Annotated in this window: 23 protein-coding genes and 1 riboswitch; of the genes, 16 read left to right on the top strand and 7 right to left on the bottom strand. The window is 40.0% G+C overall.

The features are described from left to right. Window positions 1-267: 267 nt before the first annotated feature. From N1I87_RS11460 to N1I87_RS11450, 3 genes are all read right to left on the bottom strand, one after another. Window positions 268-1,209, bottom strand: coding sequence for a magnesium transporter CorA family protein (locus tag N1I87_RS11460; RefSeq protein WP_270584469.1), 942 nt, complete (start codon window positions 1,207-1,209; stop codon window positions 268-270). Window positions 1,210-1,436: 227 nt separating this feature from the next. After that, a riboswitch (M-box (ykoK) riboswitch) is annotated at window positions 1,437-1,605 on the bottom strand. Between the two features lie 162 nt (window positions 1,606-1,767). Further along, complete coding sequence (locus N1I87_RS11455; protein WP_003353085.1) at window positions 1,768-2,949, bottom strand: IS701 family transposase; 1,182 nt, start codon at window positions 2,947-2,949, stop codon at window positions 1,768-1,770. A gap of 653 nt (window positions 2,950-3,602) precedes the next feature. Then, entirely contained in the window at window positions 3,603-4,214 is a 612-nt protein-coding gene (locus N1I87_RS11450; protein ID WP_341101830.1) for a YhcN/YlaJ family sporulation lipoprotein, read from the bottom strand. A gap of 407 nt (window positions 4,215-4,621) precedes the next feature. On the opposite strand from N1I87_RS11450, the gene N1I87_RS11445 reads away from it, so the two are divergent. Continuing rightward, entirely contained in the window at window positions 4,622-5,950 is a 1,329-nt protein-coding gene (locus N1I87_RS11445; RefSeq protein ID WP_040341485.1) for a PhoH family protein, read from the top strand. A gap of 314 nt (window positions 5,951-6,264) precedes the next feature. On the opposite strand, the gene N1I87_RS11440 is transcribed toward N1I87_RS11445, so the two are convergent. Then, the gene (locus N1I87_RS11440) at window positions 6,265-6,765 is read right to left on the bottom strand and encodes a peptidyl-prolyl cis-trans isomerase (protein WP_341094839.1); all 501 of its coding nucleotides are present in this window, start codon (window positions 6,763-6,765) and stop codon (window positions 6,265-6,267) included. Window positions 6,766-6,984: 219 nt separating this feature from the next. Between N1I87_RS11440 and N1I87_RS11435 the strand changes: the two genes are divergently transcribed. From N1I87_RS11435 to N1I87_RS11420, 4 genes are all read left to right on the top strand, one after another. Further along, on the top strand, window positions 6,985-7,266 hold the full coding sequence (locus N1I87_RS11435) for a YlaN family protein (RefSeq protein WP_003354435.1): 282 nt from the start codon (window positions 6,985-6,987) through the stop codon (window positions 7,264-7,266). A gap of 121 nt (window positions 7,267-7,387) precedes the next feature. After that, the gene (locus N1I87_RS11430; protein WP_341103372.1) at window positions 7,388-8,539 is read left to right on the top strand and encodes an FtsW/RodA/SpoVE family cell cycle protein; all 1,152 of its coding nucleotides are present in this window, start codon (window positions 7,388-7,390) and stop codon (window positions 8,537-8,539) included. A 254-nt stretch (window positions 8,540-8,793) separates the two neighbouring features. Then, window positions 8,794-12,231: a pyruvate carboxylase gene (gene pyc, locus N1I87_RS11425; protein ID WP_341103370.1), complete on the top strand. Its 3,438-nt coding sequence runs from the start codon at window positions 8,794-8,796 to the stop codon at window positions 12,229-12,231. Window positions 12,232-12,436: 205 nt separating this feature from the next. Next, window positions 12,437-13,798 carry an IS1182 family transposase gene (locus tag N1I87_RS11420; protein WP_048622333.1) on the top strand — a complete coding sequence of 454 codons (1,362 nt, stop codon included), beginning with the start codon at window positions 12,437-12,439 and terminating at the stop codon, window positions 13,796-13,798. A 143-nt stretch (window positions 13,799-13,941) separates the two neighbouring features. On the opposite strand, the gene N1I87_RS11415 is transcribed toward N1I87_RS11420, so the two are convergent. Continuing rightward, window positions 13,942-14,904 carry a COX15/CtaA family protein gene (locus tag N1I87_RS11415; RefSeq protein ID WP_341101826.1) on the bottom strand — a complete coding sequence of 321 codons (963 nt, stop codon included), beginning with the start codon at window positions 14,902-14,904 and terminating at the stop codon, window positions 13,942-13,944. 512 nt (window positions 14,905-15,416) lie between these two features. Between N1I87_RS11415 and cyoE the strand changes: the two genes are divergently transcribed. The 7 genes from cyoE to N1I87_RS11380 all read left to right on the top strand — a co-directional run bounded on the left by cyoE (window position 15,417) and on the right by N1I87_RS11380 (window position 22,238). Next, window positions 15,417-16,316, top strand: coding sequence for a heme o synthase (cyoE, locus tag N1I87_RS11410; protein ID WP_341101822.1), 900 nt, complete (start codon window positions 15,417-15,419; stop codon window positions 16,314-16,316). Between the two features lie 102 nt (window positions 16,317-16,418). Continuing rightward, a complete protein-coding gene (gene coxB / locus N1I87_RS11405; protein WP_003354442.1) occupies window positions 16,419-17,498 on the top strand; it encodes a cytochrome c oxidase subunit II in 1,080 nt (359 codons plus the stop codon). A gap of 29 nt (window positions 17,499-17,527) precedes the next feature. Beyond that, on the top strand, window positions 17,528-19,399 hold the full coding sequence (gene ctaD / locus N1I87_RS11400; RefSeq protein WP_328201500.1) for a cytochrome c oxidase subunit I: 1,872 nt from the start codon (window positions 17,528-17,530) through the stop codon (window positions 19,397-19,399). Continuing rightward, the gene (locus N1I87_RS11395; protein ID WP_003354444.1) at window positions 19,399-20,028 is read left to right on the top strand and encodes a cytochrome (ubi)quinol oxidase subunit III; all 630 of its coding nucleotides are present in this window, start codon (window positions 19,399-19,401) and stop codon (window positions 20,026-20,028) included. Before ctaD ends, N1I87_RS11395 begins: the two co-directional genes overlap by 1 nt. Before the next feature lie 3 nt (window positions 20,029-20,031). Then, window positions 20,032-20,364, top strand: a complete 333-nt coding sequence (gene ctaF / locus N1I87_RS11390) for a cytochrome c oxidase subunit IVB (RefSeq protein WP_048624417.1) — start codon at window positions 20,032-20,034, stop codon at window positions 20,362-20,364. A gap of 281 nt (window positions 20,365-20,645) precedes the next feature. Continuing rightward, window positions 20,646-21,551 (top strand): cytochrome c oxidase assembly factor CtaG, encoded by a 906-nt coding sequence (ctaG, locus tag N1I87_RS11385; RefSeq protein ID WP_328201490.1) that lies wholly within the window; start codon window positions 20,646-20,648, stop codon window positions 21,549-21,551. A 225-nt stretch (window positions 21,552-21,776) separates the two neighbouring features. Beyond that, window positions 21,777-22,238 carry a DUF420 domain-containing protein gene (locus N1I87_RS11380; protein ID WP_340403329.1) on the top strand — a complete coding sequence of 154 codons (462 nt, stop codon included), beginning with the start codon at window positions 21,777-21,779 and terminating at the stop codon, window positions 22,236-22,238. Window positions 22,239-22,303: 65 nt separating this feature from the next. Here N1I87_RS11380 and N1I87_RS11375 read toward each other — a convergent pair whose 3' ends face one another. Continuing rightward, a complete protein-coding gene (locus N1I87_RS11375; protein ID WP_048623081.1) occupies window positions 22,304-22,663 on the bottom strand; it encodes a YugN family protein in 360 nt (119 codons plus the stop codon). Between the two features lie 460 nt (window positions 22,664-23,123). Here N1I87_RS11375 and N1I87_RS11370 point away from each other — a divergent pair, with 460 nt between their 5' ends. Further along, on the top strand, window positions 23,124-24,188 hold the full coding sequence (locus N1I87_RS11370; protein WP_341101818.1) for a CAP domain-containing protein: 1,065 nt from the start codon (window positions 23,124-23,126) through the stop codon (window positions 24,186-24,188). 69 nt (window positions 24,189-24,257) lie between these two features. Here the strand turns inward: N1I87_RS11370 and N1I87_RS11365 are convergent, their stop codons facing one another. Continuing rightward, window positions 24,258-24,740, bottom strand: coding sequence for a PaaI family thioesterase (locus tag N1I87_RS11365; protein WP_341101815.1), 483 nt, complete (start codon window positions 24,738-24,740; stop codon window positions 24,258-24,260). A 133-nt stretch (window positions 24,741-24,873) separates the two neighbouring features. On the opposite strand from N1I87_RS11365, the gene ylbD reads away from it, so the two are divergent. The 3 genes from ylbD to N1I87_RS11350 all read left to right on the top strand — a co-directional run bounded on the left by ylbD (window position 24,874) and on the right by N1I87_RS11350 (window position 26,640). Beyond that, entirely contained in the window at window positions 24,874-25,284 is a 411-nt protein-coding gene (gene ylbD, locus N1I87_RS11360) for a YlbD family protein (RefSeq protein ID WP_270584348.1), read from the top strand. Window positions 25,285-25,305: 21 nt separating this feature from the next. Further along, window positions 25,306-25,563, top strand: coding sequence for a YlbE-like family protein (locus N1I87_RS11355; RefSeq protein WP_270584347.1), 258 nt, complete (start codon window positions 25,306-25,308; stop codon window positions 25,561-25,563). Window positions 25,564-26,175: 612 nt separating this feature from the next. After that, window positions 26,176-26,640, top strand: a complete 465-nt coding sequence (locus N1I87_RS11350) for a hypothetical protein (RefSeq protein WP_341101812.1) — start codon at window positions 26,176-26,178, stop codon at window positions 26,638-26,640. The last annotated feature ends 19 nt before the right edge of the window (window positions 26,641-26,659 follow it).

Below are 26,659 nucleotides of genomic sequence, written 5' to 3'. Positions count from 1 at the left end.
TTTTTTAAGTAAAAGGTAAGGGCCAAAAGTGGATGTCTGCGACCACTGTTTCTCATCATGTTTACGTCGTCACTGATGCTTTTATCTTATGATCATGCTGTAATGAAGACTTAGCCCTTTTTCCAACACTTTAAATAAATAAACCGTTGTTTTGAATCCACATCCGTTCATACCGATCTTTTAAAATAAACCAAAATTTTTATAAAAGGCCTGTCGTGATCGACACTTTCAATTCCGAAAAAGTTTACATGCTTGCTTATGATCGCCTCAGAAGAATCGCTTTTTCCAAAAAATGATCGCCGTAAAGCAAGAAAGAAAAGCGGAAATCATAATGGCAATTGTAAAGGCATGTGGATAATGCTGGAATGGTATGGAGACGTTCATTCCAAAAAAGCTGGCTACCATTGTAGGCAACGATAAGATAATGGTGATGGAGGTTAAAAACTTCATCACAATATTGAGATTGTTCGAAATGACAGAGGCGAAAGCGTCCATCATTCCGCTAAGGATAGAAGTGTATGTTTCCGCCATTTCAATCGCTTGTTTATTCTCGATGATCACATCTTCGAGAAGTTCTTGGTCGTCCTCATACATTTTTAAAAAATTCCCATTTAACAATTTTTGCATAACAAGATTATTGGACTTTAACGAAGTGGTGAAATAAACTAGGCTTTTTTGCAAATCCAACAACGTATATAATTCTTGGTTTTTCATCGATTGATGCAATTGGGCTTCAACTGAATCCGTTTTTTTATTAATTTGTTTTAAATACAATAAATAATAAGTGGAAATTTTATATAGCATTTGGAGACAAAATCTTGTCTTTTTGTAAGTATAAAATTCTTTTACTTTGTTTTGAATAAAATCATCGAAAACGGAATTTTCTTTTAAACAAACCGTTACAAAACATTTTTCCGTGACGATGATTCCCATTGGGATCGTTTCATAAAAAGGTTTCTGTTTAGAATGATTGAAACTCTTCAGCGGAATATCAATGATCATCAGCAATTGATTGCGATGCTTTTCAATTCTGGATCTCTCTTCTTCATCCAAAGCGTCCTTAATAAAATCTAAAGGAATTTCAAGTCTTTGGACGACATTTTGAATTTCTTCCTCTGTTGGAGAGACTAATTTTATCCAACAGCCATTTTTTATTTCATTTATTTCAATAAGGTTTCCATGTTCGCTTGTGTAATAAATATTCATCATAATGCTTTCTTCCTCCCTCAGTTTGATTGAGGAAGTCAGAAACCATCCCAATTTAAGGATTGATAACTTTTATGAGTAATCAATCGTACATAGAGGGGCTGGTTTATGGCTTCCTCGGTTTTCGGTGGGTCCGGTTCATTGGAATTTTGACTACCCATAAAAGCTCAACTCCTTTTTAAATAATTGAACCCCCCTCACGAATAGATGAGGGGGGAACGTTCAAGAACCTTTTTCCCCCTAGTTTAGCTTTAGCACTATACAACGTAGAGAGTCATGCTCTCAGCCACATTGGGTTAAGCCTTAATCCGACCAAACCTGTTCTACCCAATGGCATCTTTCGATGTTTCTGGGCAGTGGCTTTTGTTTGTATAGGAGCCTCGCCTAACGAGGAAATTCATTTAATCTGTTTCGATTATAAATCTAATTATCAAGAAGTCAAGAATGTTTATTTAAAAGTGTTCAAATATTTTATGGCTTCAAGTTTTATATAAATAACTGTAGATGAGCATTTTTATTAACAATGATTACCATACGAAAAAGAGACAAACGGGGTACCCCTTATGCCACGTGGAGCTGTTTTTTCACGGCATCAATGGGAATATTTTGTTTTGCTGCACGATAAATGAACTCCACGAGGCTATGTCCTTTTCTCTTGCGCAGGAGATCGAGCCCATCCGAAACATCACTGTTCGACTCGAACATGCTGTACACATACGCAAGTTGCACCAAGATCCAATACCGTTTCACCGCCCGACGCCCGCGAACGCGGTATCCATCGAGTTTCAGCTGGTCTTTCGCTTGACGGAAAAAACATTCGATCGACCAACGCTCGGCATAGTAGCACAAGATGTCTTCATCGCTTAGCTCGCGATCGGTGCTCAAGACGCAATGAAGATGTTTCGGTGTCATCGGCTGATCGGCTTTCCATGCGAGCAGCACCACGGCATCCTTGAGACCGTTCAGAGCACCTTCGTAGCGATACACCCGATAACGCTCTTTTCCCACCGTGACGAGGCGGGTATCCCGTGGCTCCATAGATTTGGCAAATTCCTTTGCTTGAATGGCCGTCCCTTTTGGATAGAGAATCCGATTCGTCTTGAGCATCGCGATGACGTGGAACCCTTTTTTCAAGCAGGCTCCCACGAGGGTTTTCGATGGATACCAAGAGTCCATGAGCACATAAACGGGTCGACTCACATCCAACGAAGAAAGCATCTCGATCGCGAGTTCCCCTTTGCTTTTCCCCGCCGTCTTGTCGTAGAGGCGAAAGGCAAAAGGAAACGCTTGGGTCATCGTATGAACCATGAGCCAAACGAGAGAATGTCCCCAGATCGACTTTTTCTCTGCGTGAGAATAGTGCCAATCACACCCTTGAATGGCGTGTGTTGCCCGTGACGAGGGCTTCGTTTTTTGGCAAATCGTATCATCGATCGAAACAAAAATGGGTTGATTCTCTCGTTTCGAGCTGCGTTCGACACGATGAAGCACCCACTGCTGGAGTTTGCGAAGCAACGTCTCTTCTTCCCATGGGCTTTTCGTGAAAAAATGGCTGAGTGTCGTGCGATGGTTCGGATGAAAACTCCCGTGATGTAGATCGGTCAGTGTTCCCGAAAAGCCCTTTGTAATCATCGCATCCACGATATGAACGAGATGCTTCATGACAGGTTTTGAGAAATAAAGTGCCAACCCCAACATCGTCAAAAACTTGTGGATTCCTAGGTGATGTGCTAATCTATTCATGAGACATGAACCCCCTTGTGAGTAGTTGTGGCACATCTATTCTAACCAAGGAATCGGGTTCATGTCTTCTTTTTTGTTTGGTTGTAAATTTATGTTAGCGAATTTGCTCATCTACAGTAAATAAAAATAGAGTCGCATCTCTTTATGATCAATATAAATTCATGATCATCACGAGGAAAAATGGTGCACGCGTCATGGAACAATAAGTCCGTGAGGGTTATCGTATTCAAAATGAAATCTTATTTTTTCAAGAGGATTTTTAAAAAGAAAAGGGAATTAAATAGATAGAGTCAACGAACGTTTTATTCAATTAAGAAGCCGTTTTAAGTATGACTTTACTTCACTTCAACGATGTTTATGTGCTTTTTTTCAGCAAAAAAATCAACTCCTTGGAAGAAGAAAAGAAGGAGCCGATTTTTAGTTTATATTTAGTTTGATGATGTGTCAAAAAGATCTACATCTTAGAATGCGGTGATCTCATTTGATGAAAGAAAGTGTATTCGTTATGGATGAGAAGGTCTCTTTTGGAAAGTAAGACACTTTGGTCGGTGTTCGTTTGGAATAGAGACCCTTTTCAACTTTGTTTAAACTATGTTTGGAAAAATGGACTGTCATCATGTGAATTCGTTTGGATGAAAACATTCTCCTTTGTGTCAGCGGTTTTTCATTTGATTCGATTGATCTTGCTGTTCTTTTTCCAACTTGTGGTCCTGTCGATCAGGCAAATTCCTTTTTGGATGTTCGGTTGCCCGGTCGGGGTTTTTTTGTTCCACAATTTGATTCGGAATTTCAGGCATGACTCTGCCGACAATATCGGATAATTCCTCCATAATCCCTTGAACCGGTCGACCGTTTCGAATATCCGTTTGGATTTCTTTTAGACGAGCGTTCATGTCGGGATCCGCTACTACAACCGCTCTGGATCCGTATGGATCGTGTTTTAAACTTTCAGCTACCGAATATTTGATGGAACCAACCTGTGATCTGTCAATATTAGGATTGACATCTATTCCTACAACAGCATAGGGGCCGAGAACAACCGCTCGGGCGTTTTCAACATTTGGTACGCTGTCCGCTAAATTAGCTAAGTGATTCGCTTTTCTTTGCCCACTTTCTCTGTCCAGCGGACGGGGATTGCTGTTTTTCACTTGCGTGAGTGGCGCATTTTGATTTGGATTCGTACGGTTTTCGTTTTCGGCTATATTTTTGTTTCCGGAACAAGAGGCCAATAATAGAACGGCTAAAAGGAATAGCCAAGTTTTCAATGGATTTCACCTCAAATCTTTCTGATCTTTTTCGTTCTGTTTTTATTTTGCAGGGATCTTCCAACTTTATTCAAAAGACTGTGATTTTTTGAAAAGGAAGTCCAATTTTTTGAACTGAAGCAAGAAATTCTTCATATAATAGTAACAAACTAAAACGACTGAATTTGCGGGTTTTTATCTCGACATTCTTGAATTTTTTACGTATTAGGGATATGAATGTCGATCTTAAAATCGGCTAAAGCCTACATCAGGTTTTGAGTTGAAGCTTCATGAATTGCGTTGTTGCAGTCGTTTGAAGTCAAAGAGGAGGATGTTGCGACTCTGTAGCTGCAGCCGCCAGAAAACTGCAGTTCCGAAATTTGCGGCAATCAAAGCTGTATCAAGAAAATGGAGCAGGAGGCATGGATTTGGGGAAAATTTATGTTTTAGATACCAATGTCTTGTTGCAAGATCCATACGCCATTTTTTCATTTGAAGACAATGAAGTGGTGATACCGGCTGTTGTCCTCGAAGAACTGGATTCGAAAAAAAGGAATATGGATGAAATTGGCAGAAATGCAAGACAAGTATCGAAATTAATTGATGGGTTACGACAATCTGGAAAGCTCCATGAAAAAATTCGTCTTCCAAACCGCGGAACGCTCAGAATCGAATTAAATCATCGTTCATTTCAGCAACTTCAAGAAATCTTTGTGGAAAAAACGAATGATAATCGAATTTTGGCCGTAGCCAAAAATTTATCACTTGAAGAGGCAGCAAAAGAAAATGGGCGCCCGGTTATATTAGTCAGCAAAGATATTTTAGTCCGTGTAAAAGCTGATGTGATTGGGTTGCAGGCAGAAGATTTTCTGAATGACAGAGTGATTGAGTTCAATGATCTTTATACGGGGTTTTTAGAGTGTTATATCTCCAACGAAGCTTTAAACCAATTTTATGTAAAAGGCGAACTTTCTCTTTCAGAATTAACCCAGCATCCATTTTATCCACATCAATTTCTCATCTTAAAAGATGCGTTAGGAAGTTCCCAATCGGCTATTGGAATAGTGGCTGAAGACGGAAAACATGTAAGGAAACTTAAATACAATCAAGAGCCGGTTTGGGGAATTCGGCCTAGAAATGTACAGCAAATAATGGGATTGGAACTTTTGCTAAGGCAAGATATTCCACTCGTCACACTGGTGGGAAAAGCAGGAACAGGGAAAACGTTGCTGGCGCTGGCTGCCGGATTATTGCAGACAGAAGATATGGATTTGTATAAAAAGATGCTCGTTGCAAGACCGATTGTCCCTATGGGGAAAGATATCGGCTATTTGCCTGGCGAGAAACAGGAAAAACTAAGACCTTGGACCCAGTCGATATTCGATAATTTGGAATTTTTATTCAATACCAAAAAACCGGGGGAAATTGACAATATTCTGGCAGGAATGAACTCCATTGAAGTAGAAGCACTGACGTATATAAGAGGCAGAAGTATTCCAGAACAGTTTATTATTATCGATGAAGCGCAAAATTTAACCAAACATGAAGCCAAAACCATATTAACGAGAGTTGGAGAACGAAGCAAAATAGTTCTAATGGGGGATACCGCCCAGATTGATCACCCCTATTTAGACGAATATAACAATGGTTTAACCTATGTTGTTGAAAAATTTAAAGATCAAAAAGTGGCTGGACATATTAAATTAATGAAAGGAGAGCGCTCTGACCTTGCACAATTAGCGGCGGATATTTTATAAAAAGCGTTCGCCATCCATTTTTCGTCCGCGACTTTCGTCTTTTGTCTTTTGAGCTCCAAACGTTTTGCAAAAAAAATAACATCTTTCGGTTGAAAAAGCTTAGCAGCGGCATATGTTAGAAAAGGACGATTATCATAGGCCGCTGCTCATTTGTTGTAAAAAAACAAGAATTTCACCATTGAAAAGGTGTATGAGCATGCAACGGAGTACTGCGCTGCGGACGGACAGCAAAACGGATCGGCGTGGATCGTTCCCTTTTACTGTCCAGCCGGATTGTACTGGAAAAATTTTTTTCAGAGAAAAAGAACAGCCATTTATTCTACACGAAGCGCTCTGACATGTTTGATCGGGTTTTGCTTATTGGAACCGTCTCCAAAATAGATGTGCACAGGACCATCTTCCCGCAATGGCTTGCCGTTTTTGGAAAAACAAAGGATTAAGTCATAAGCTTTTTCCAAAGGAACAGCTTCTTCTCCTTCTGCTGTTTCGATGACCAAAGTCGTTGCATCTTTTTCCGGTTCGGCATTTTTTAAAAATGGGGCCAGCTTGATACCGAATGTTCCCGTTAATAATTTTTCTTTTTCAAATTTTTTTTCGGTTTTAATAGTAGGCGGAGAGACGGCGCCTTCACGAATTTCCCGTTCCCAATATTTCGACACTTTCTTCGTATAATCTTCTTCCGTTTCTTCTGTTTGCTGATCTTCTTGATCAAAATATGTATTTAAATCAATGCGTCGATCATCGAAAATCCATACACCGGCATCCATCGTAACCGGATATTTCACTTTTCCTTTAAAGGGAATGATCGTGTTCATACCATGTTCCTCCTTTTCTTCTTCAACTTAAGTATATCCTTTCAAAGAAGTCTTGTCACATTCTTTTAGAGCTCCTATTATAGAGTAGGGGAAAAGAGAAATAGGAGCATTGGAACATCCCGGAAAAGAGCATCCTCCTTCCTTTCCCTTGCAAAAAACGAATTTTAACGATAAAATTTCATAATAAGTGATGAATCGCTCGGAAACGGGGGGATTGTAATGGCGTCGGAAACGACTTTGGATCACCGGGAAAAGGCCTACTCACTTTTGAAAGCAGACGCAGAAAAAATTTTGCGTTTAATAAAAGTACAAATGGAAAACTTAACGATGCCCCAATGCCCTCTTTATGAGGAAGTGTTGGATACTCAAATGTTTGGCTTATCCCGTGAAATAGATTTTGCAGTTCGATTAGGATTGGTGAATGAAGCAGATGGCAAAAAGCTGCTTGATTCTTTGGAAAAAGAGCTGTCTGCCATTCATGAAGCGATCTCAAAGGAATAAACATGAGTAAGAACTCAAACATTACGCAGTGTATTTGTTTGAGTTTTTTTGTAGATACAAGCAGGAAATTTCAATATCATGTCGAATTTGTGAACAATACATAATAGAATGGAAGAGTAGTATGTTTAAGAAAATCTTGAAATCTTTTGATTACAGCTTAATAATAGTTTATATCATACTTAGCCTGTTTGGATTGGTGATGGTTTACAGCGCTAGTTCTGTCACTGCAGTCCAACGGTATGGCGTTCCAAGCGACTACTTTTATTCCAAACAAAAATTGCATATTATGGTTGCTTTTCTGCTGTTTGCTATTATGGCTTTTTTTCCTTATAAAGCCTTAAAAAATAGCAAGTTTTTATTCTCTATGATTGCCACCATTACAGCGGGGCTTATCCTTATATTTTTTTTCGGGCATGTTTCCAATAACGCGCAAAGCTGGTTTCGAGTGGGGTCAAACAGCCTTCAGCCCGCTGAGTTTGCCAAGCTTGCTGTCATTATCTATATGTCAGCTGTATATGCCAAAAAGCAGAAATACATCAACTCTTTTGACAAGGGTGTCATACCACCAATTATATTATTGATCTTTATTTGCTTGTTGATTGCTTTACAGCCTGACTTTGGAACGGCATTCATTATCTTTATGATCGGCGCAACGGTCATTTTGACGTCAGGAATGAAATTTAAGAATATCGGTAAATTGATCCTTCTGGGTCTGGTGATTAGCCTTCTTTTATCACCTGTTGTTTTGTTGAAAAAAGACAAGATTTTTACTCCTGAAAAAATGGGGCGTGTGGAAGGTTTTCTAGATCCGTTTAAACAGAAAAGTGACCAAGGGTACCAATTAGTTAACTCTTATTTGGCTATCGGATCGGGAGGAATTAAGGGGCTTGGTTTGGGACAAAGCGTTCAAAAATTAGGTTATTTGCCGGAGCCCCATACCGATTTTATAATGGCGGTTATCGCTGAAGAATTAGGGCTTGCCGGAGTAGTGATTGTATTGGGAGGGATCGCCTTTTTGGTGCTGAGAGGAATTTATACTGGCATACAGTGCCAGGACCCTTTTGGATCCATGTTGGCAGTTGGCATTTCCAGCATGATTGCCATTCAATCTTTTATTAATCTCGGTGGTATTTTAGGATTGATTCCTATTACTGGGGTACCCCTTCCTTTTATCAGCTATGGAGGCTCCTCCCTCATTTTGCTGGCCCTATCGATGGGTATATTGGTCAATATTTCCATGTTTAACTATTATGAGAAACACTTTAAGAAATAAGGCTAGAATAATGTGGCTTATTACGCGTGAAAGCGGTTCACGCGCCTTTTGTTACATAGAAAAGGTTGTCCTGCACAAAAGAATAGGGGGTGATCGGTCCTTTCATTAGTGCAGGGCAATAATAAGCCAAATTCAGCAAAATGGTTGCATGGTTCTGACCATGGAGATTCTTGTCAAAACCGATCAGCCATTTTGTTGCAGGTTTCATAAGACGATATATATAAATATTTTGATTGCATTGGGGGAGAGAAATGATGAAAAAGATTGAGAAAGTGCTTGTCGCCAATAGGGGTGAAATTGCCATTCGCGTCTTTCGGGCATGCACAGAATTAAATATTCGAACGGTGGCCATCTATTCAAAAGAAGACTCCGGTTCTTACCATCGTTATAAAGCGGATGAAGCCTATTTAGTCGGTGAAGGAAAAAAGCCGATAGACGCTTATTTAGATATAGAAGGGATACTTGAAATTGCGAAGAACGCAGAAGTGGATGCCATTCATCCAGGCTACGGTTTTTTGTCTGAAAATATTGAATTTGCAAGAAGATGCGAAGAAGAAGGAATTATTTTCATAGGTCCGCGGACCGAACATTTGGATATGTTTGGCGACAAAGTAAAAGCCAGAAAACAAGCGCAGCGAGCAGGAATTCCTGTTATTCCAGGAAGCGATGGACCTGTTTCCGGCTATGAAGAGATTGAAGCGTTTGGGGAAAAATATGGTTACCCGATCATCATTAAAGCAGCATTAGGCGGCGGCGGACGCGGTATGCGAATTGTTCATAGCAGTGAAGAAGTGAAAGAAGCTTACGAACGAGCTGCGTCGGAAGCGAAAGCCGCATTTGGCAGCAGTGAAGTCTATGTTGAAAAATTTGTCCAAAATCCGAAACATATCGAAGTCCAAATTCTTGGAGATAAAGAAGGAAATATCATTCATCTGTATGAACGCGATTGCTCCGTACAGCGCCGGCATCAGAAAGTAGTCGAAGTGGCTCCTTGCGTTTCTTTATCGGATGAACTTCGCGAAAAAATTTGTGAAGCAGCTGTGCAGTTAATGAAAAACGTTCAATACGAAAATGCAGGTACGGTCGAATTTTTAGTTTCGGGCGAAAATTTTTACTTTATTGAAGTAAACCCGCGCATTCAAGTAGAACATACCATCACTGAACTGATCACGGGCATCGATATTGTACAAACCCAAATTATGATTGCGAAAGGGTACTCGTTACATAGTGAAAAAATAGGGATTCCAAAACAAGAAAACATTCATCTTAATGGATATGCCATTCAATCACGTGTGACAACAGAAGATCCAACGAACAATTTTATGCCGGATACAGGAAAAATCATGGCTTATCGATCCGGTGGAGGGTTTGGAGTACGATTAGATGCAGGAAATGGGTTTCAAGGAGCAGTCATTACACCTTATTACGACTCGCTATTAGTGAAAGTGTCTACTTGGGCGCTAACGTTTGAGCAAGCGGCCGCAAAAATGGTTCGAAACCTTCAAGAATTCAGAATTCGCGGAATCAAAACAAATATTCCATTTTTGGAAAATGTCATGAAACACGAAAAGTTTCTGTCGGGAAATTACGACACGTCTTTTTTAGATACAACACCTGAATTATTTATTTTTCCAAAAAGAAAAGACCGCGGCACCAAAATGTTAAACTACATCGGAACGATCACTGTCAACGGATTCCCGGGCATTGAAAAAAAGAAAAAACCGGTATTTGACAAACCTCGGATCCCTAAAATTAAGCATTACGAGGAAATACAGTCAGGAACAAAACAAATTCTGGACAAAGAAGGGCCGGACGGACTTGTCAAATGGGTGAAAAATCAAAAGAATTTGTTGTTGACAGATACCACTTTCCGCGATGCTCATCAATCGCTTTTGGCAACTCGGGTAAGAACGAATGACCTCGTTCGCATTGCCGAACCAACAGCACGACTGCTTCCTAATTTGTTTTCATTGGAAATGTGGGGAGGAGCTACCTTTGATGTCGCCTATCGGTTTTTGAAAGAAGACCCGTGGGATCGATTGCTGCAATTGAGAAAAGAAATTCCCAATATTTTATTTCAAATGCTGTTAAGAGCATCGAATGCAGTCGGTTATAAAAATTATCCTGACAATGTCATCCGTGAATTTGTAGCAAAATCAGCAGATGCAGGAATTGATGTTTTCCGAATTTTTGATAGCCTCAACTGGGTTAAAGGGATGGAAGTAGCCATTGATGCGGTTCGACAATCCGGGAAAATTGCGGAAGCAGCCATATGTTATACGGGGGATATAGATGATCCGACTCGAACGAAGTACGATATTCAATATTACAAACATCTTGCTAAAGAGCTTGAAAATCAAGGCGCTCACATTCTCGGCATTAAAGATATGGCCGGCTTATTGAAACCGCAATCCGCTTACAGATTAATTTCTGAATTGAAGGAAACGGTGGATATTCCCATCCATTTGCATACGCATGATACGAGCGGAAACGGCATTTATATGTACGCCAAGGCAACAGAAGCAGGGGTCGATATTGTGGATGTAGCGCTCAGTTCTATGGCTGGTTTGACATCACAGCCAAGCGCGAATACCTTATACTATGCGCTAAAAGGGACGGAAAGAGAACCCATTGTGGATGTGGAAGGGCTTGAACAACTTTCCCGATATTGGGAAGATGTACGCAAATATTATAGAGACTTCGAAAGCGGCATGGTGGCGCCGCATACAGAAGTTTACCAGCACGAAATGCCCGGAGGCCAGTACAGCAACCTTCAACAACAAGCAAAAGCAGTTGGTCTTGGAGATCGCTGGGATGAAGTGAAAGAAATGTACCATCGGGTTAATATGATGTTTGGCGATATTGTGAAAGTGACCCCTTCTTCGAAAGTAGTAGGAGATATGGCCTTATTTATGGTGCAAAATGATCTTTCGGAAGAAGATGTGTTGGAAAAGGGTGAAACGATTGATTTCCCTGATTCTGTTGTTGAATTTTTCCAAGGATATCTCGGACAGCCATATGGAGGATTTCCTGAAAAACTGCAAAAAGTCATCTTAAAAGAGAAAGAACCCATTACCGTCAGACCTGGTGAATTGCTCGAAAGCGTCGATTTCAAAGCTTTAAGGGATGAACTATTCCATGAACTTGGACGTCAAGTAACCGCTCATGAAGTGATAGCCTACGCATTATATCCAAAAGTATTTTTGGATTATATTCAAGCTGTGGAAAAATATGGCGACCTATCAGTTCTCGATACACCGACTTTCCTTTACGGTATGAGATTAGGAGAAGAAATTGAAGTAGAAATTGAAAGAGGTAAAACGTTGATTGTCAAGCTGGTATCCATCGGCCAAGCTCAAGCCGACGGCACAAGAATTGTCTATTTTGAATTGAATGGCCAGCCTCGTGAAGTGGTCATCAAAGATGAAAGCATTAAATCAACAGTCGCTACAAGAGTAAAAGCAGACTTGAAAAATAAAAACCATATCGCTGCAACGATGCCGGGTACGGTGATGAAAGTTATTGTTTCGAAAGGGGAAAAAGTTAAAAAAGGCGACCATTTAATGATAACGGAAGCAATGAAAATGGAAACGACGGTTCAAGCTCCTTTTTCCGGCGTTGTGAAAGATATTTATGTAAAAAGCGGCGATGCCATTTCAACAGGTGATTTACTGATTGAGCTGCAAAAATAAGAAATAAAAAAACAGCGAAACATTTTAAATCTTAAGGAAAATGGGTGTGCTTCTTTTTTGAATGATTCATCCATGACAAAAAGGCGGCAAACGAAATGGTTTGCCGCCTTGCCGCCTCAGACTGTCGACAAATCCGAAAAAACCGGATTTGCCGACAGTCTTTTTTTGTATAATTAAGATACCGTAATGAATTGAGGTGGATGAAGTGCTAACAAAAAATACACAGATGAATCGTGATCAAATAGAAATGATAGCTTTAGACCAACTTGTACCTGCAGATCATTTGGTTCGTAAAATCGACGCTGCTATTGATTTTTCATTTATCTATTCGCTTGTTCAAGACATGTATTCATCGGAAAGAGGTCGACCAAGTATTGATCCAGTTGTATTGATTAAAATGGCTTTCATCCAATATACCTTCGGTATTCGTTCCATGCGAAAAACTATAGAGGAAATCGAAACGAATCTGGCTTACCGTTGGTTTCTTGGATTTGGTTTTTATGATAAGGTACCTCACTTTTCAACGTTTGGGAAAAACTACGAGCGACGCTTTAAGGATACAGACTTATTTGAACAGATATTCTATCGCATTTTGAAAGAAGCTGCAGATAAGAAGCTGATAAGCAGTGAGCATGTCTTTATTGATTCTACTCATGTCAAAGCGAGTGCGAATAAGCATAAATTTGAGAAGAAAGTGGTTCGAAAAGAAACGAAAGCCTATCAAGCACGTCTACAAGATGAGATAAATGCTGATCGAGAAGCACATGGAAAAAAGCCATTTCCTCCAGATAAATTTGGGAAAGAAGAATATAAAGAAATAAAAGAAAGTACCACTGATCCGGAAAGTGGTTACTACGTAAAAGACGAGCGAACAAAACAGTTTGCTTACTCATTCCATGCTGCTGCGGATCGAAATGGCTTTGTTTTGGGGGCTATTGTAACGCCAGGGAATATTCATGACAGTTCCGTATTGGAGCCACTTCTTGAAAAAGTCATCGAAAAACATGGAAAACCGGTTGTAGTTGCTGCTGACGCTGGATATAAAACTCCCGCCGTTGCCCAATACATATTTGAAAATGATATGACCCCTGCTTTACCTTATACTCGCCCTCGTACAAAGGATGGTTATTTCAAAAAACATGAGTATGTTTACGATGAATACTACGATTGTTATCTTTGTCCGCAAGGACAAGTGTTAAAATATGCAACTACGACGAAGGAAGGCTATCGTCAATATTTTTCTGATCCAGTCCAGTGTAAAGATTGTCCATTCCTTTCGAAGTGCACCCAAAGTAAGGAGCATAAAAAACTGATTCAGCGACATGTATGGGAATTTTATTTAGAGGAAGCTGATCATCTTCGGCATACACAAGAGAATAAGAGCATTTATGCAAGACGGAAAGAAACCATTGAACGTGTTTTTGCTGATGCAAAGGAAAAGCATGGTATGCGTTGGACAACTTTAAGAGGTTTAAAAAAATTGTCCATGCAGGCGATGCTAACTTTTGCTGCAATGAATTTGAAAAAGATGGCTTGCTGGACATGGAAAAGTCCAGCAATAACATAAAATAGACCCCTGGAGGGGTCTATTCCAAACATTTGAAAGCATAAAAGTGACAAAAGGCATCCGAAAGCGCACATTCGGATGCCTTTTGTCTACACTCTGAGGCGGCAAACGAAATGGTTTGCCGCCTTTTTTATGTCGTTTCATTATGAAATAGTTGTTGGACGAGTAGTGGACATTTTTTCTTTTGCCGGTGACATACCCGGTTCTTTCACGTTGCTTCTTAATACTAACAATACTAAGTAACATAAAAGAGCAAATAAACAAGAAATAAATAAGGCATGCAAGAGTGCAATATAGAGATTTAAACGGGTATAAATACTTAAAGCGCCGGTAAGCACTTGTAGAGTCATCAAACTCAGTGCAAAGATCGAACCCCAATAAATCACCCGCTGATTCTTATAATGTTTTACTGCGATATACGCAATATAAGCAATCCACACGAAGAAGGCAGCAGCTGCGAGACGATGCCCCATTTGTATCCATTCGTGCATGTTGGCAGGAAGTGCGGGTTGCGAATTCACGCATAAAGGCCAATCTTTGCAAATGAGACTGGCGTTTGTGTGCCGGACAAGCGCTCCGGTGTACACAACGATGTAGCTGTATATGGTCACTCCGATAATATTCCACTTCATTTTTTTGCTGATTGTCAAAGTAGCGGCATCAAACTTTTTATCTACTTCAAATATCAATAATGTCAGCAAAAATATGGCTGCAAAAGAGATTAATGAAATACCAAAATGGAGTGCCAGAACAAAAGAAGATTGTCCCCAAACGACGGCGGCGGCACCAATTAATGCCTGCAGCACTAAGAACAAAACGGACAGTATGGCTAAAAATTTGGTTTCTCGTACATGGCCAATGGCGATCCAAGACCAAATCGATAAAGCCACTACAAAGATTCCGACTCCACCAGTTACAAATCTATGAGCCAATTCTATCACTGTGGCAACCGTAATGTGATCGGGTATCACTTGGCCTTTACACAATGGCCACGAATGGCCGCATCCCATTCCGGAATTTGTTTTGGTTACTAGCGCTCCTCCTATTAACACGAAAAGCATACCGAGCGAAGAAAGAACAGCCAACCATTTTAATCCTCGATGCAATGTTATTCACCTTCTTAAAACAGTATTAAAATGTTGTTTTGATGTTTATCACTGTAACGATCATACAGAACAATGAAAGAAAAAACAATGATTAAGGAAACTATCAAACTTTTTTGACCAAAAATCATGTGAAAATTTTCGCATTTTCGCATCATGATGGATCAAGAGGTATAGCTATTATATTGTTTGAAATCCACCATCCCCGATCTTTATTATCTATCATTGTAATCATTACTATTTTCTTATAAATTTTGAAAGATGAAAATGTTTTAGATGTAGTAGTAACAAATTAGCCATATTTAGTTCATAATTTGTTCACAAAAGATTGACCGTTGTGTTTTAATATTATATTGACGGCTTTTTATCATTTATTAGGGTGGGAGTCATAATGAGATCGACCTATTTTGAAAGAGAATTTCCAAAATTTTAGAAGAATGGCTAGAAATAACATCTATAATCATTTATATTAAAAAATAAGAACATTTTTGTTCTTTGACAAGGAGGAAAAATCGGTGTCTAATACTCGAGCCATTAAAACTGCTCCTGAAACAACTGCCTTGAAGGATTTCATGGCGTTGATCAAAATCGGCATTGTAAATTCCAATTTAATTACAACGTTTACCGGAATGTGGCTGGCGTTCCACTTCAATAACATCCATTTTTTGACCCAGCTCGATACCATCTTTTTTACGATGTTAGGAACTTCCTTGGTCATTGCCGGGGCGGCAAGTTTGAACAATTATATTGATCGTGATATCGATTCGTTCATGGAAAGAACGAAATCACGTCCAACCGTCACGGGTAAAATCAGCAGTGGAAAAGTCTTGGTCATGAGCTTTGCTTTTATTATTTTGGGAACGATTAGCCTTTTTATGACAACGTTTACTGCTGGAGTGCTGGGAATCATCGGCGTATTTAGCTATGTTGTTTTATATACACTCTGGACGAAAAGACGTTTTGTCAGCAATACGGTTGTAGGCAGCATTTCAGGAGCGATTCCGCCGTTAATCGGATGGACCGCTGTTGATCCCCATATGAATTTGATTGCCTTTATGTTATTTGTCGTTATGTTCATTTGGCAGCCCCCTCATTTTTATGCTTTGGCTATGAAGCGCTGCGAAGAATACCGTGCTGCCGGTATACCGATGCTTCCTGTTGTAAAGGGATTTGACGTAACGAAGCGTCATATTGTTTTGTGGGTTGCGGCCTTGTTGCCTCTGCCATTCTTCATGACGTCATTAGGTCATTTTTTTGTAATTTTTGCCACTATATTAAACTTGGGATGGTTAATTCTTGGCATTTATGGATATAAAATGAAAGACAGTTTGAAATGGGCACGTATCATGTTCATCTATTCCTTGAATTACTTAACGATTTTGTTTGTAACGATGGTGATTGTGACTGTCGTGTAAGACGAACTAAGGGGTTGGGAGTTCTTTCTTTTCACGAAGAAATCCAAATAGAGGACTAGTCAACTTGACTAGAATCCAATGAAAGAGGGGTATGATGAGGCTATGAAAGCAAGGCTAAAAAAATGGCGTCTGTTTGCTGTTTTAGCTGTTTTGGGGCTGATACTTTCCGGCTGTGGGGAGCCGTTTCTATCAGCTCTGGATCCAGCTGGCGAAGTTGCTCAAACGCAATTTGATTTGATGATTTTGAGCACTGCCATTATGGTATTGGTTATTTTAGTTGTTGTAGTGGTTTATGTAGTGGCCATTTTTCGCTTTCGAAGAAAAAAAGGGGATGAAGACAAAATTCCGAAGCAGGTGGAGGGGAGCCATAAACTCGAACTGCTTTGGACGATTATTCCGATCATTCTTCTTTTGATTTTGGCCGTGCCGACGGTTTCCGCTACTTTTAAATTGGCCGATAATAAAGGTTTAAATGATAAGGATGGAAAAGGGAACCCAAAAGCGGTGGTCGTCAATGTGCGAGCCAATCTATATTGGTGGGAATTTGAATACCCGAATCAAAAGATTATTACAAGCCAAGACTTGGTCGTTCCTACTGATGAAAAAGTGTATTTTCGCGTGAAAGCCAGCGACGTAAAGCATTCATTTTGGGTGCCGGCTGCTGGTGGAAAAATGGATGCGAATGTCGACAATGTCAATACGTTCTGGCTGGAGTTTGATGGTAAAAAAGCAAAAGAAGCAGGAAACCTCTTTTACGGAAAGTGTGCTGAACTTTGCGGACCTTCCCATGCTTTAATGGATTTCAAAGTGAAGGCTATTCCTAAGGATGAATTTAATCAATGGGTCAAAGATATGCAGGCAGCTAAAGTGACAACCCCTTCTGATCCAGTCGCTGCACAAGGTCAAGAGATTTTTAAACAAAAATGCCTCAGCTGTCACGCGGTCACGCCACAGGACAATCGGCCTGAGCAAGCCCGAACTGCTCCGAATCTCGCCAATTTTGGAGAGCGCTCTCGTATTGCCGGAGTCCTTGATCACAACAAAGAAGAGTTGAAAAATTGGATACGTGATCCCGAAAAATACAAACCCGGAAATAAAATGACGGGTGCGTATGGACAATTAACAGAAGATCAAATTGACAAGCTGGCGACATACTTAATGACGCTTAAAGTGCAAGATTAAATGGGTTATCAAAAAAGGAGGGTTAATCTTTGAGTACAATAGCTGCCAAGAAAAAAGGTTTCGGCGCTACTCTTTGGGATTATTTAACGACTGTGGATCATAAGAAGATTGCCATTCTATACTTAATGGCCGGCGGACTGTTCTTTCTGATAGGCGGTGTAGAGGCCCTTCTCATCCGCATTCAACTTGCTGTGCCGAATAACGATTTCGTCAGTGCTGGAACATACAATGAATTATTTACGATGCACGGCACAACGATGATTTTCTTAGCCGCCATGCCGCTGTTGTTTGCTTTTATGAATGCAGTGGTTCCGCTTCAAATCGGAGCTCGTGACGTAGCTTTCCCGTTTTTAAATGCGTTGGGATTTTGGCTGTTCTTTTTTGGAGGACTTTTTTTAAACCTATCGTGGTTTTTGGGAGGAACGCCTGATGCTGGATGGACTTCTTACGCTTCGCTTTCTCTTGCGTCAAAAGGCCATGGCATTGATTTCTATGTTCTTGGTTTGCAAGTATCAGGATTTGGTACATTGATTTCTGGAATAAACTTTCTTGCCACCATCATTAATATGCGGGCACCCGGAATGACCTACATGAGAATGCCGCTGTTTACATGGACTACGTTTGTTGCCTCTGCTCTAATATTATTCGCCTTTCCGCCTTTAACCGTGGGTATCTTTTTATTGATGTTTGATCGCTTGTTTGGAACTAATTTCTTTGATGTTGCAGGCGGTGGAAATACGATTATTTGGGAACATCTTTTTTGGATTTTCGGACATCCTGAAGTATATATTTTAATATTGCCGTCCTTTGGTATATTTTCAGAAATATTTGCCACTTTTTCGAGGAAACGGCTTTTTGGCTATTCGTCAATGGTATTTGCAGTCGTTTTAATCGGTTTCTTGGGGTTCATGGTGTGGGCTCACCACATGTTTACGGTTGGGCTGGGTCCGATCGCTAATGCGATTTTTGCCGTTGCCACCATGGCAATTGCTGTTCCGACAGGAATCAAAATATTTAACTGGCTTTTGACAATGTGGGGAGGAAATATCCGTTTTTCGACTCCTATGTTGTATGCGATTGCATTTATTCCTTCATTTGTCATTGGCGGGGTTACAGGTGTTATGCAAGCTGCTGCACCGGCTGATTATCAATATCACGATTCCTACTTTATTGTCGCGCATTTTCATTATGTCATTGTTGGTGGCGTTGTATTTGCCTTGTTGGCTGCTGTTCACTTTTACTGGCCTAAAATGTTTGGCAAAATGTTAAATGAGACTCTTGGGAAAATTACATTTGTTCTCTTTTTTATCGGTTTCCATCTTACTTTCTTTATTCAACATTTCCTTGGTTTAATGGGAATGCCGCGCCGAGTATGGACGTATTTGCCTAATCAGGGCTTTGATACTCCAAACTTGGTCAGCTCAATTGGGGCCGGTTTGATGGGAATTGCCGTTTTCATCTTACTGTTCAACATCATCGCTTCCACAGCCAAAGGAGAGAGAGTCGGCAATGATCCGTGGGGAGATGGACGGACAATTGAATGGGCCGTTTCTTCGCCGGCGCCATATTATAATTTTAAACAAACACCACTGATTCGTGGATTGGATGCTTATTGGCTGGAAAAAATGGAAGGGCGCAATGAACTGACGCCCGCTGAACCGATCGGTGATATTCATATGCCGAATTCATCCATACTTCCGTTCTTCATCGCTTTTGGTTTATTTGTTGCTTCTTTCGGCGTAATGTATCATGCTGATTCACCGTTGGGAATTCCAGTGTTGTTCGTTGGCTTGGCCATCACATTCGGTTCCATGTTGATCCGTTCCGTGAAGGACGATCATGGCTACCATATTCACAAAGAAGAATTGTTGGAAGATTCGGAAAAGGGGGTTAAGGCATAATGGAAGCGGAACAAAAGTTTACGCCGCAAACATGGCCCGAATTGCCTGAAAAAGCGACCATTGAAGGGAAAAATAAATTTCTTGGCTTTTGGTTGTTTCTTGGAGGCGAGACCGTCATGTTTGCCTCCCTTTTTGCAACATATATCGCTTTAAAAGATAAAGTTCCAAATCCTAATCAAGCGCATGCAAAAGAATTATTTGAATTGCCGCTCGTATTTACGATGACGATGCTTCTTTTAACAAGTTCCCTTACCAGCGTCTATGCCATTTACCATATGAGGAATTACAATTTTAAGCGCATGCAGGCTTGGCTGTTCATCACTGTACTTCTTGGAATAGGCTTCTTGGTAGCGGAAATTTATGAATTTAATCATTATGTTCATGAATTTCATCATACTTTTACCAGCAGTGCGTTCGGTTCGGCTTTTTATACATTGACCGGATTTCACGGAGCCCATGTTACTTTTGGATTGTTATGGATTTTGACATTAATGATTCGCAATGCGAAACGCGGCTTAACTCTTTACAATGCACCGAAATTTTATGTAGCCAGCTTGTATTGGCATTTTATTGACGTCGTGTGGGTGTTTATCTTTACTGTCGTATATTTGATGGGAAAGGTGGGATGAATGATGACGGATCAACCTGTCAATCAAGAAAATTCAAGAATCGACTATAAGTTTCGAAGAAGAAGAAATGCGGAAGAAATGAGAATGCAGATTGTGTCCTTCACGCTGATGCTCTTTTTAACGCTGATAGCGTTTGTGGCCGTTGGGGCGGGTTTATCGAAATGGTTTGTGCTGCCATTTGTCTTGCTGCTGGCCTGCATACAAGTGTTGTTTCAAATATATTATTTTATGCACATGAGTCATAAAGGCCATGAAGCTCCTTCACTATTTTTCTGGTCCGCAGTCTTCGTCGCATTTTTAACTGTATTGACGTTTGCGACGATTGTTTGGATCTAAAAAGTGAAAATGACGGATAAGAATGACTATTTTATCCTGATGGTAGGACTTTGTATTGGCCTACTGTTTCACTCATCTTTTGATGGATGCGGTGTGGGAAAGATTGAAGAAACGAAAAGCCAGCCATAACGGTTGGCTTTTCGGCTCATTCGATAAAACGGTAAAACCATAACGCAAAGGCAGCGAAAAATCATAAACTTGTCAATTGTTGCATTGTTCCTGTTTGGCAGAGAAAGTATAATGATATTATGGGCAATTGACGGGAATGAGGGGATGAAGCAATGCCAATCACAATATTTGGGTTTCAAGCGTTGTGGAGCCCGTATTTTTTGATGGCCATACTTTTGATGACAGTCTTTTACCTTTTGCTGATGATCAAATGGAGAAATGTTTTTCCGAACAGTAAACCTTTGACCAAAAAAGAATTATTGCATTTTATTCTGGCCATGGTGATTTTGTATGGTATTAAAGGCTCTCCCGTTGATTTAATGAGCCATATTATGTTTTCATATCACATGGTTCAAATGGCCATTCTTTGCTTGGTTCTGCCTCCGATCCTCATAAAAGGAATTCCGGTATGGTTTTGGAAATACATAATTGAATTGCCAATCATCAAGCCGATTTTTTCGTTATTGACAAAACCATTAATGGCAGCGATTGCTTTCAACGGGCTTTTTTCCTTCTACCATATTCCAGCTATTCTTGATAAGATTAACAAGAGCGGGATCTTTCATGGGCTTTTCACGGTTGTCTTATTTGGATTTGCCCTTTTTATGTGGTGGCCGCTGATGAATCATTTGCCCGAACATTCGAATTTGATCGGATTACGCAAGGTCGGATATTTAATCGCTGATGCCGTACTTTTGACCCCTGCTTGCGGATTGATTATTTTTTCCGGCCATCCCCTATATAACACGTACAGCGATCCGTCTTCTTGGCTGCAATCGATGCAATTGTGCGTTCCAACCAACACTCTAAATGGTTTGGAACTTTCCGGCCCCGAGCTGTTTTCCAATTTGCCGGTAATCGAAGATCAGCAGCTTGGTGGAGTGTTGATGAAAATTATACAAGAAGTTGTTTATGGTATTGTGCTGGCCCGAATTTTCTTTGATTGGTACCGAAAAGAACAGCTTGAAGCCGATCAAATTACGGAAGCTTCTCTTCGTGAGCACCAAACGAAATGGTAGCTTAAATGAAATACGCTCAATCGGAAAGAAGATTCCCAAGAAGGGAGTCTGTTCCTTTTTAAAAGGAGCCTTTCTTATAGAACCATAAAGAATGCCCGGTTTAAAAAACATAACGGATGGAACGAAACATCATCCGGTTCATTCCCAGAGTTTTGTCATAGTCCTAAATAGAAATGCGAATGGTTATGTACATAGTAAAATGGTTAAGAAGAGAGGAGAAAGGAAATGACGCTTCCTATTTTACCTACCATTAGCACATCTTGCATTGTCATAAGTGCCGTACTAATCGGTATCGGTTGGATCAAAATTGTACAAGGAAAAAGAGATACTCATCAAAAATTGATGACGGCAGCTGCCATTTTTGCGTTGACCTTTTTTATCATTTACTTAAGCAGAACTTTGTTTATTGGCAACACAGCTTTCGGCGGTCCCGCTAATGTGAAAGTTTACTATACGATTTTTTTGATTTTCCATATTTTCCTTGCTACAATCGGGGGGATTTTTGGAGCTGTTACCCTTTGGCTCGGCTACAAAAGCAAATTTGAAAAACATCGGAAAATAGGACCTGTTACGAGCGTTATCTGGTTTTTCACAGCGATTACGGGGATCGCTGTGTATTTGCTGCTTTACGTATTTTACAAAGGCGGCGAAACAACTTCGATGCTAAAAGCGATCTTGGGGTATTGAGCATTATTTAGGTGCTGAAATCTAAAGAAGCGCAAAGCCGACTGAAGGTTGGCTTTGCGCTTTTTCTACACGGCGAAAGATTCAATCTCTTTTTTGACGGCGGAAAGAACGGATTCACATTCTTTCACCAAATATTCGGGATAATATTCGTCGTCACCATATTCTATCCCGTGCGGATAATAATGTTTTCCAAGAATGGGTGTCATTAACTGAATGACGGCATCATGAGCCCCCACATCGCCTTCCACAGCATATCCTTGGACGCGAAGATAATATACGCCTTCTTTTAATTCAAATTTGCGATCGTATGTGACACGTTCATAATCCCATTGTCCTGCGCGAATCAATCGGTGCTCTTCCATAATTTCGTCCAAGCGGTTTAAATCTGCTTTGTATTTTTCTAAACCAACATTTTCAAATTTCATGGACAAATCCCCCCAAAAAAGAGTTTTAAAGAAAATTGCGAAAAGTCCATCATCTTATTTTTATAATAGTCGAAAAAAATTCTGCTTGCAAATATATCCAAGACATTTATTCAATCCATCTTTTTTATTTTCTATCGAATAAAATATTTTATGAATGATTTTCTCTGCATTGAATGTGGAACAATAGACGTAGATTTTTCGAATGCGATCATGTATGATTCTAGTGATTAAAAGAATATCCGTAAATGTTTGGAACAAGCGAAACGTCTCTTTAAAATGTTCTTTTCTGCACGACTGAGGACAACTAGTTCGGGATAATGATATTTGATTGTGACGAGTTTCAAAAGCAAAAGTCTCACAAAAGCGAAAGTGGGATTTTCGATAGACGGCTTGGTTATGAAGGCTGGCATCCGAACAATTACTTGTTGCAAGCTTGAAAGAATTGGAAGGAGGGAAATGATTGCGAACGATTTTGAGAGTCCTTGTGGTTTTGAGCATCATTCTGGTGTTGGGAGTTTACTTAAATCAATATGCTGAGAACTGGGGATTTTTACAGCCGCCGCTGCAAGACAACTCTCTTAAATGGAAGGGAAGCGAAGAGAAACGATCACAAGAAACACAAGTGGCTGAAAAATTGCCGAAAGAAAGTTTAGCTTTTTTTATCGGAAAATCCGAACAGCAAGTCATTTCTAAATTTGGGAAACCGGTCCGCATCGATCCAACGCAATACGGGTATCATTGGTGGATTTATCAAAATCAAAATTCGTATATACAATTTGGCGTCGAACAAAATAAGGTGGTTGCTGTCTATGCCATTGGCCATGATGCAAACGTACAGCCGTTTAAAATTGGACAACGGATCGACGATATTTTTCGAACCTATTCCATGAATCCTGAAATCGTGATTAAAACTAGTGCGGGGAATTATCGATTTGAACTGTCGGAAGAGGATTTAAACCTTCAGCCGTTAGTAAAAATGGGGGGGATTTACGTTCAATTGTATTTGGATAAATTTTCAGGGACGCTATCCAGTGTACGATTTGTCAATGAAGAAATTTTGCTTCGCCAAAAACCGTATGAGCTGATATACCAAGGAGAACTTCCTGAATGGCCGAATCCGACGGCTGGTCAATGGAACATGATCGAAAAAGGTGAGCAACGACAGATTTTTGATATAACGAATATGATACGAAAAGAGTTTCATTTAGAGCCGCTGAAGTGGGATGAAAAAACGGCAAATGTCGCCTTCGGGCACAGTAAAGAAATGAGCGATAAAAATTATTTTTCGCATGATTCACCGTCACAAGGAGATTTAGCGACGCGTTTAAAAGCAGCAGGGATTCCTTATCAGATGGCGGGTGAAAATATTGCTGCCCATTACGTTGACGGTCCTGCAGCCGTACAAGGATGGCTGAATTCGGAAGGCCATCGGAAAGCACTTCTGGAGAAAAATTATTCGCACTTAGGAGTCGGGGTTTACAAAACTTACTATACACAGGATTTTATTCAAAAAGAAAAATGGTAGAGGAAGTATATTGCAAACTTCCTCTTTTTCTTTCCCATTCATGATTCCCCTAATTAAAACGCTTTCGTTTTATTGAATCTTGACGATAAAAAATGTCCCAGTAGCATGGGCAATTTTTTTTCTATTGTCCAGATAGACTTCCCCTTCTACTACAATCGTTTTTGTGCCTTTATGTATTACGTTTGCAACGGCGGTAAGGTTATCTCCCTTCCCTGGGGCGATATAATGAATGTTTAAGTTGGAAGTGACCGCTCCATGACCATCAGGGGCAACATGGCTTGCTATTGTTCCCATCACGCTGTCCAAAAGAGTTGCCGTAATACCCCCGTGAACGATACCTAAATGATTATGAATAATTTCAGAAATAGGTATCGTAATTTCGCAATTGGAATCGGTTACGTTTTTTTGCATTCCAAGCAATCTTCCTAAATAAGGTTCATCGGAACCGATATAATTCTCATATCTTTCCAACAGCTCTTTAAGAATGGTTTTTTCTTTTTCGTTTGTTTTCTCTATTACTTGTTGAAATAACTGGAACAATGGTTCTTTCATTTTGAGCGATCCCCCCTGAAAAAGTTTTACTGTTGTTTTTCTATCTTATCACGAGATAGAAATCTTGAGAATCACTCTTTTAAGTGAAAATCATACGATGTAGTAAATGGGAAAAACAGGAGGTGATGGGTCCTTGGGCCAAAAGCAGCTGCATCCTCAAGTATTGAAATTTAAAGAATTTGTCAAAGCGCACCCGAAAATTATTCAGGAAGTCAACAATAAGGATAAAACCCTCCAAGAATTTTTTGAGGAATGGTATCTGCTCGGGGAAGAAGATCCTCTCTGGGACAAATATAAAGAGAAGGCTGCTGAGCGTTCGGAATCGGAAAAGCAAAAAAGTTCCAAGTGGACGGAAACAATTTTTACATCGCTGAAAAAAATAGATCCCAATCAGCTTCAGGAGCATCTCTATCATATGAATCAGGCCATTGGTGCGCTTCAAAATTTGTTGGCGCAGTTTCAAACTAATTCTTCTGCAACCCCATCTCCAAAACAATCTCCCAACAGACCGGAACAATCTTTCTTCGGTTTTCGAAAAGACTAGAAGAAAAAGGAGGGAACGTTTGTGAGAAAAGAAATAGCTGATTATATTTATTCCAGAAGTGAATTGAGGCAATTCTTGAGGGAACAACCCCAATGGTACCGAATTTTAAGCCGCAGACCTGAGGATTTAGAAAAATTTGAGATTCAATCGCTTCATTATTTTAAAAGGACGATCCCTCATCAAATGGAAAAATTTTCAAACGGCATTCAAATAGCAAAGATGATGATGGGCATGCTGCCATTCATCCAGAATAATGGAAACCAAGAACCGGCGGAGTGATAACGGTTCTTTTTATTTGGATCGTTCAAATGTCTGAAAGTGAATGGAATTCCATTCTTTATTTTAATGATTTTGCCGGTTCCTGCCTGCTGTCGTCATACACCAAAATGAAAATGATGGAGTTTTAACGAGACGTTTACTTGGTAAGAGAAAACAACAGCGGAAAAGCTTTTCAACTTTTTTGTATAAATGAAGATCGCTGGTAAAAACTATAAAAAAAGCACTCATTATGATCATCGATGCCATTTTGATTGGAAAAGAAGGGAAGAGAATAGACGGTTAAAGCTTTGTCAGGGGAAATAAAGGAATCTTCTCTTGCACTGAATGATTGTTTTCCGTTGTCCGATAAAGAGAGTAAATTTGTTTACATTCAGTCACTTTGAAGACAAACGAACAGCTCGACGGCTGAAGATACAGTTGTCATCTTGACTTGAATCAAACTTAAATTGGACCATTTCGTTTTTCGTGTTGAAAAAGCTCTTCAACGGTTTTCTTTATCGATCTTCCTTAATGCAACCAATGTCCAGGGGATGAAAAGTGCCATAAAATTGCGAGTCTATGTTAACGAATTCAATATCTAGGAGGGAGGAAGTACAGGAAGTGTTTTTGCGAATGCAAAATCCATATAGTTCCTCCATACGTTGTGGACCACTGCAAACTCAAGCGGAGGGATCCTGTACGATTCTTATGAAGAAAATCGTTTTCATTTGCTTCATTTTCATTCTTGCTTCTTGCCAGCAAAATCCGGATGTTTCGAAAACACATTCGTTAGAACAGTCGGCAAAGGCCGCCGGACAAAAGAATCCTTCTCTGTTTGTTGTCCGCCATGTCGTACGATCAAATGATCTTTATGTGGAATGCTTTGTTCCTGATATTACTTTTATGACAAAATCTAATCAAAAAAAGCGAGGAAAAGCAGTTGTTTCCATCGATGGCGTTCGCTACGGAGAATACAGAACTGCCGCTTTTATAATCGAATCTCTTCCTAGCGGCACACATTTAATCAATATCGAAATAAAGGATACTAACAATCATCCTTTAGGATTAAGAAAGCAATTTTATGTGACCGTGCCTTGATTCTTTCCTTCCATCCAAA

Origin of the sequence: Bacillus sp. FSL W8-0102 (genome assembly GCF_038007225.1) — a bacterium.
Lineage (GTDB): Bacteria > Bacillota > Bacilli > Bacillales > DSM-4216 > Bacillus_O > Bacillus_O smithii.
Note: the sequence above shows the minus strand (reverse complement) of the source record. Positions and strands in the feature narration are given on the sequence as shown.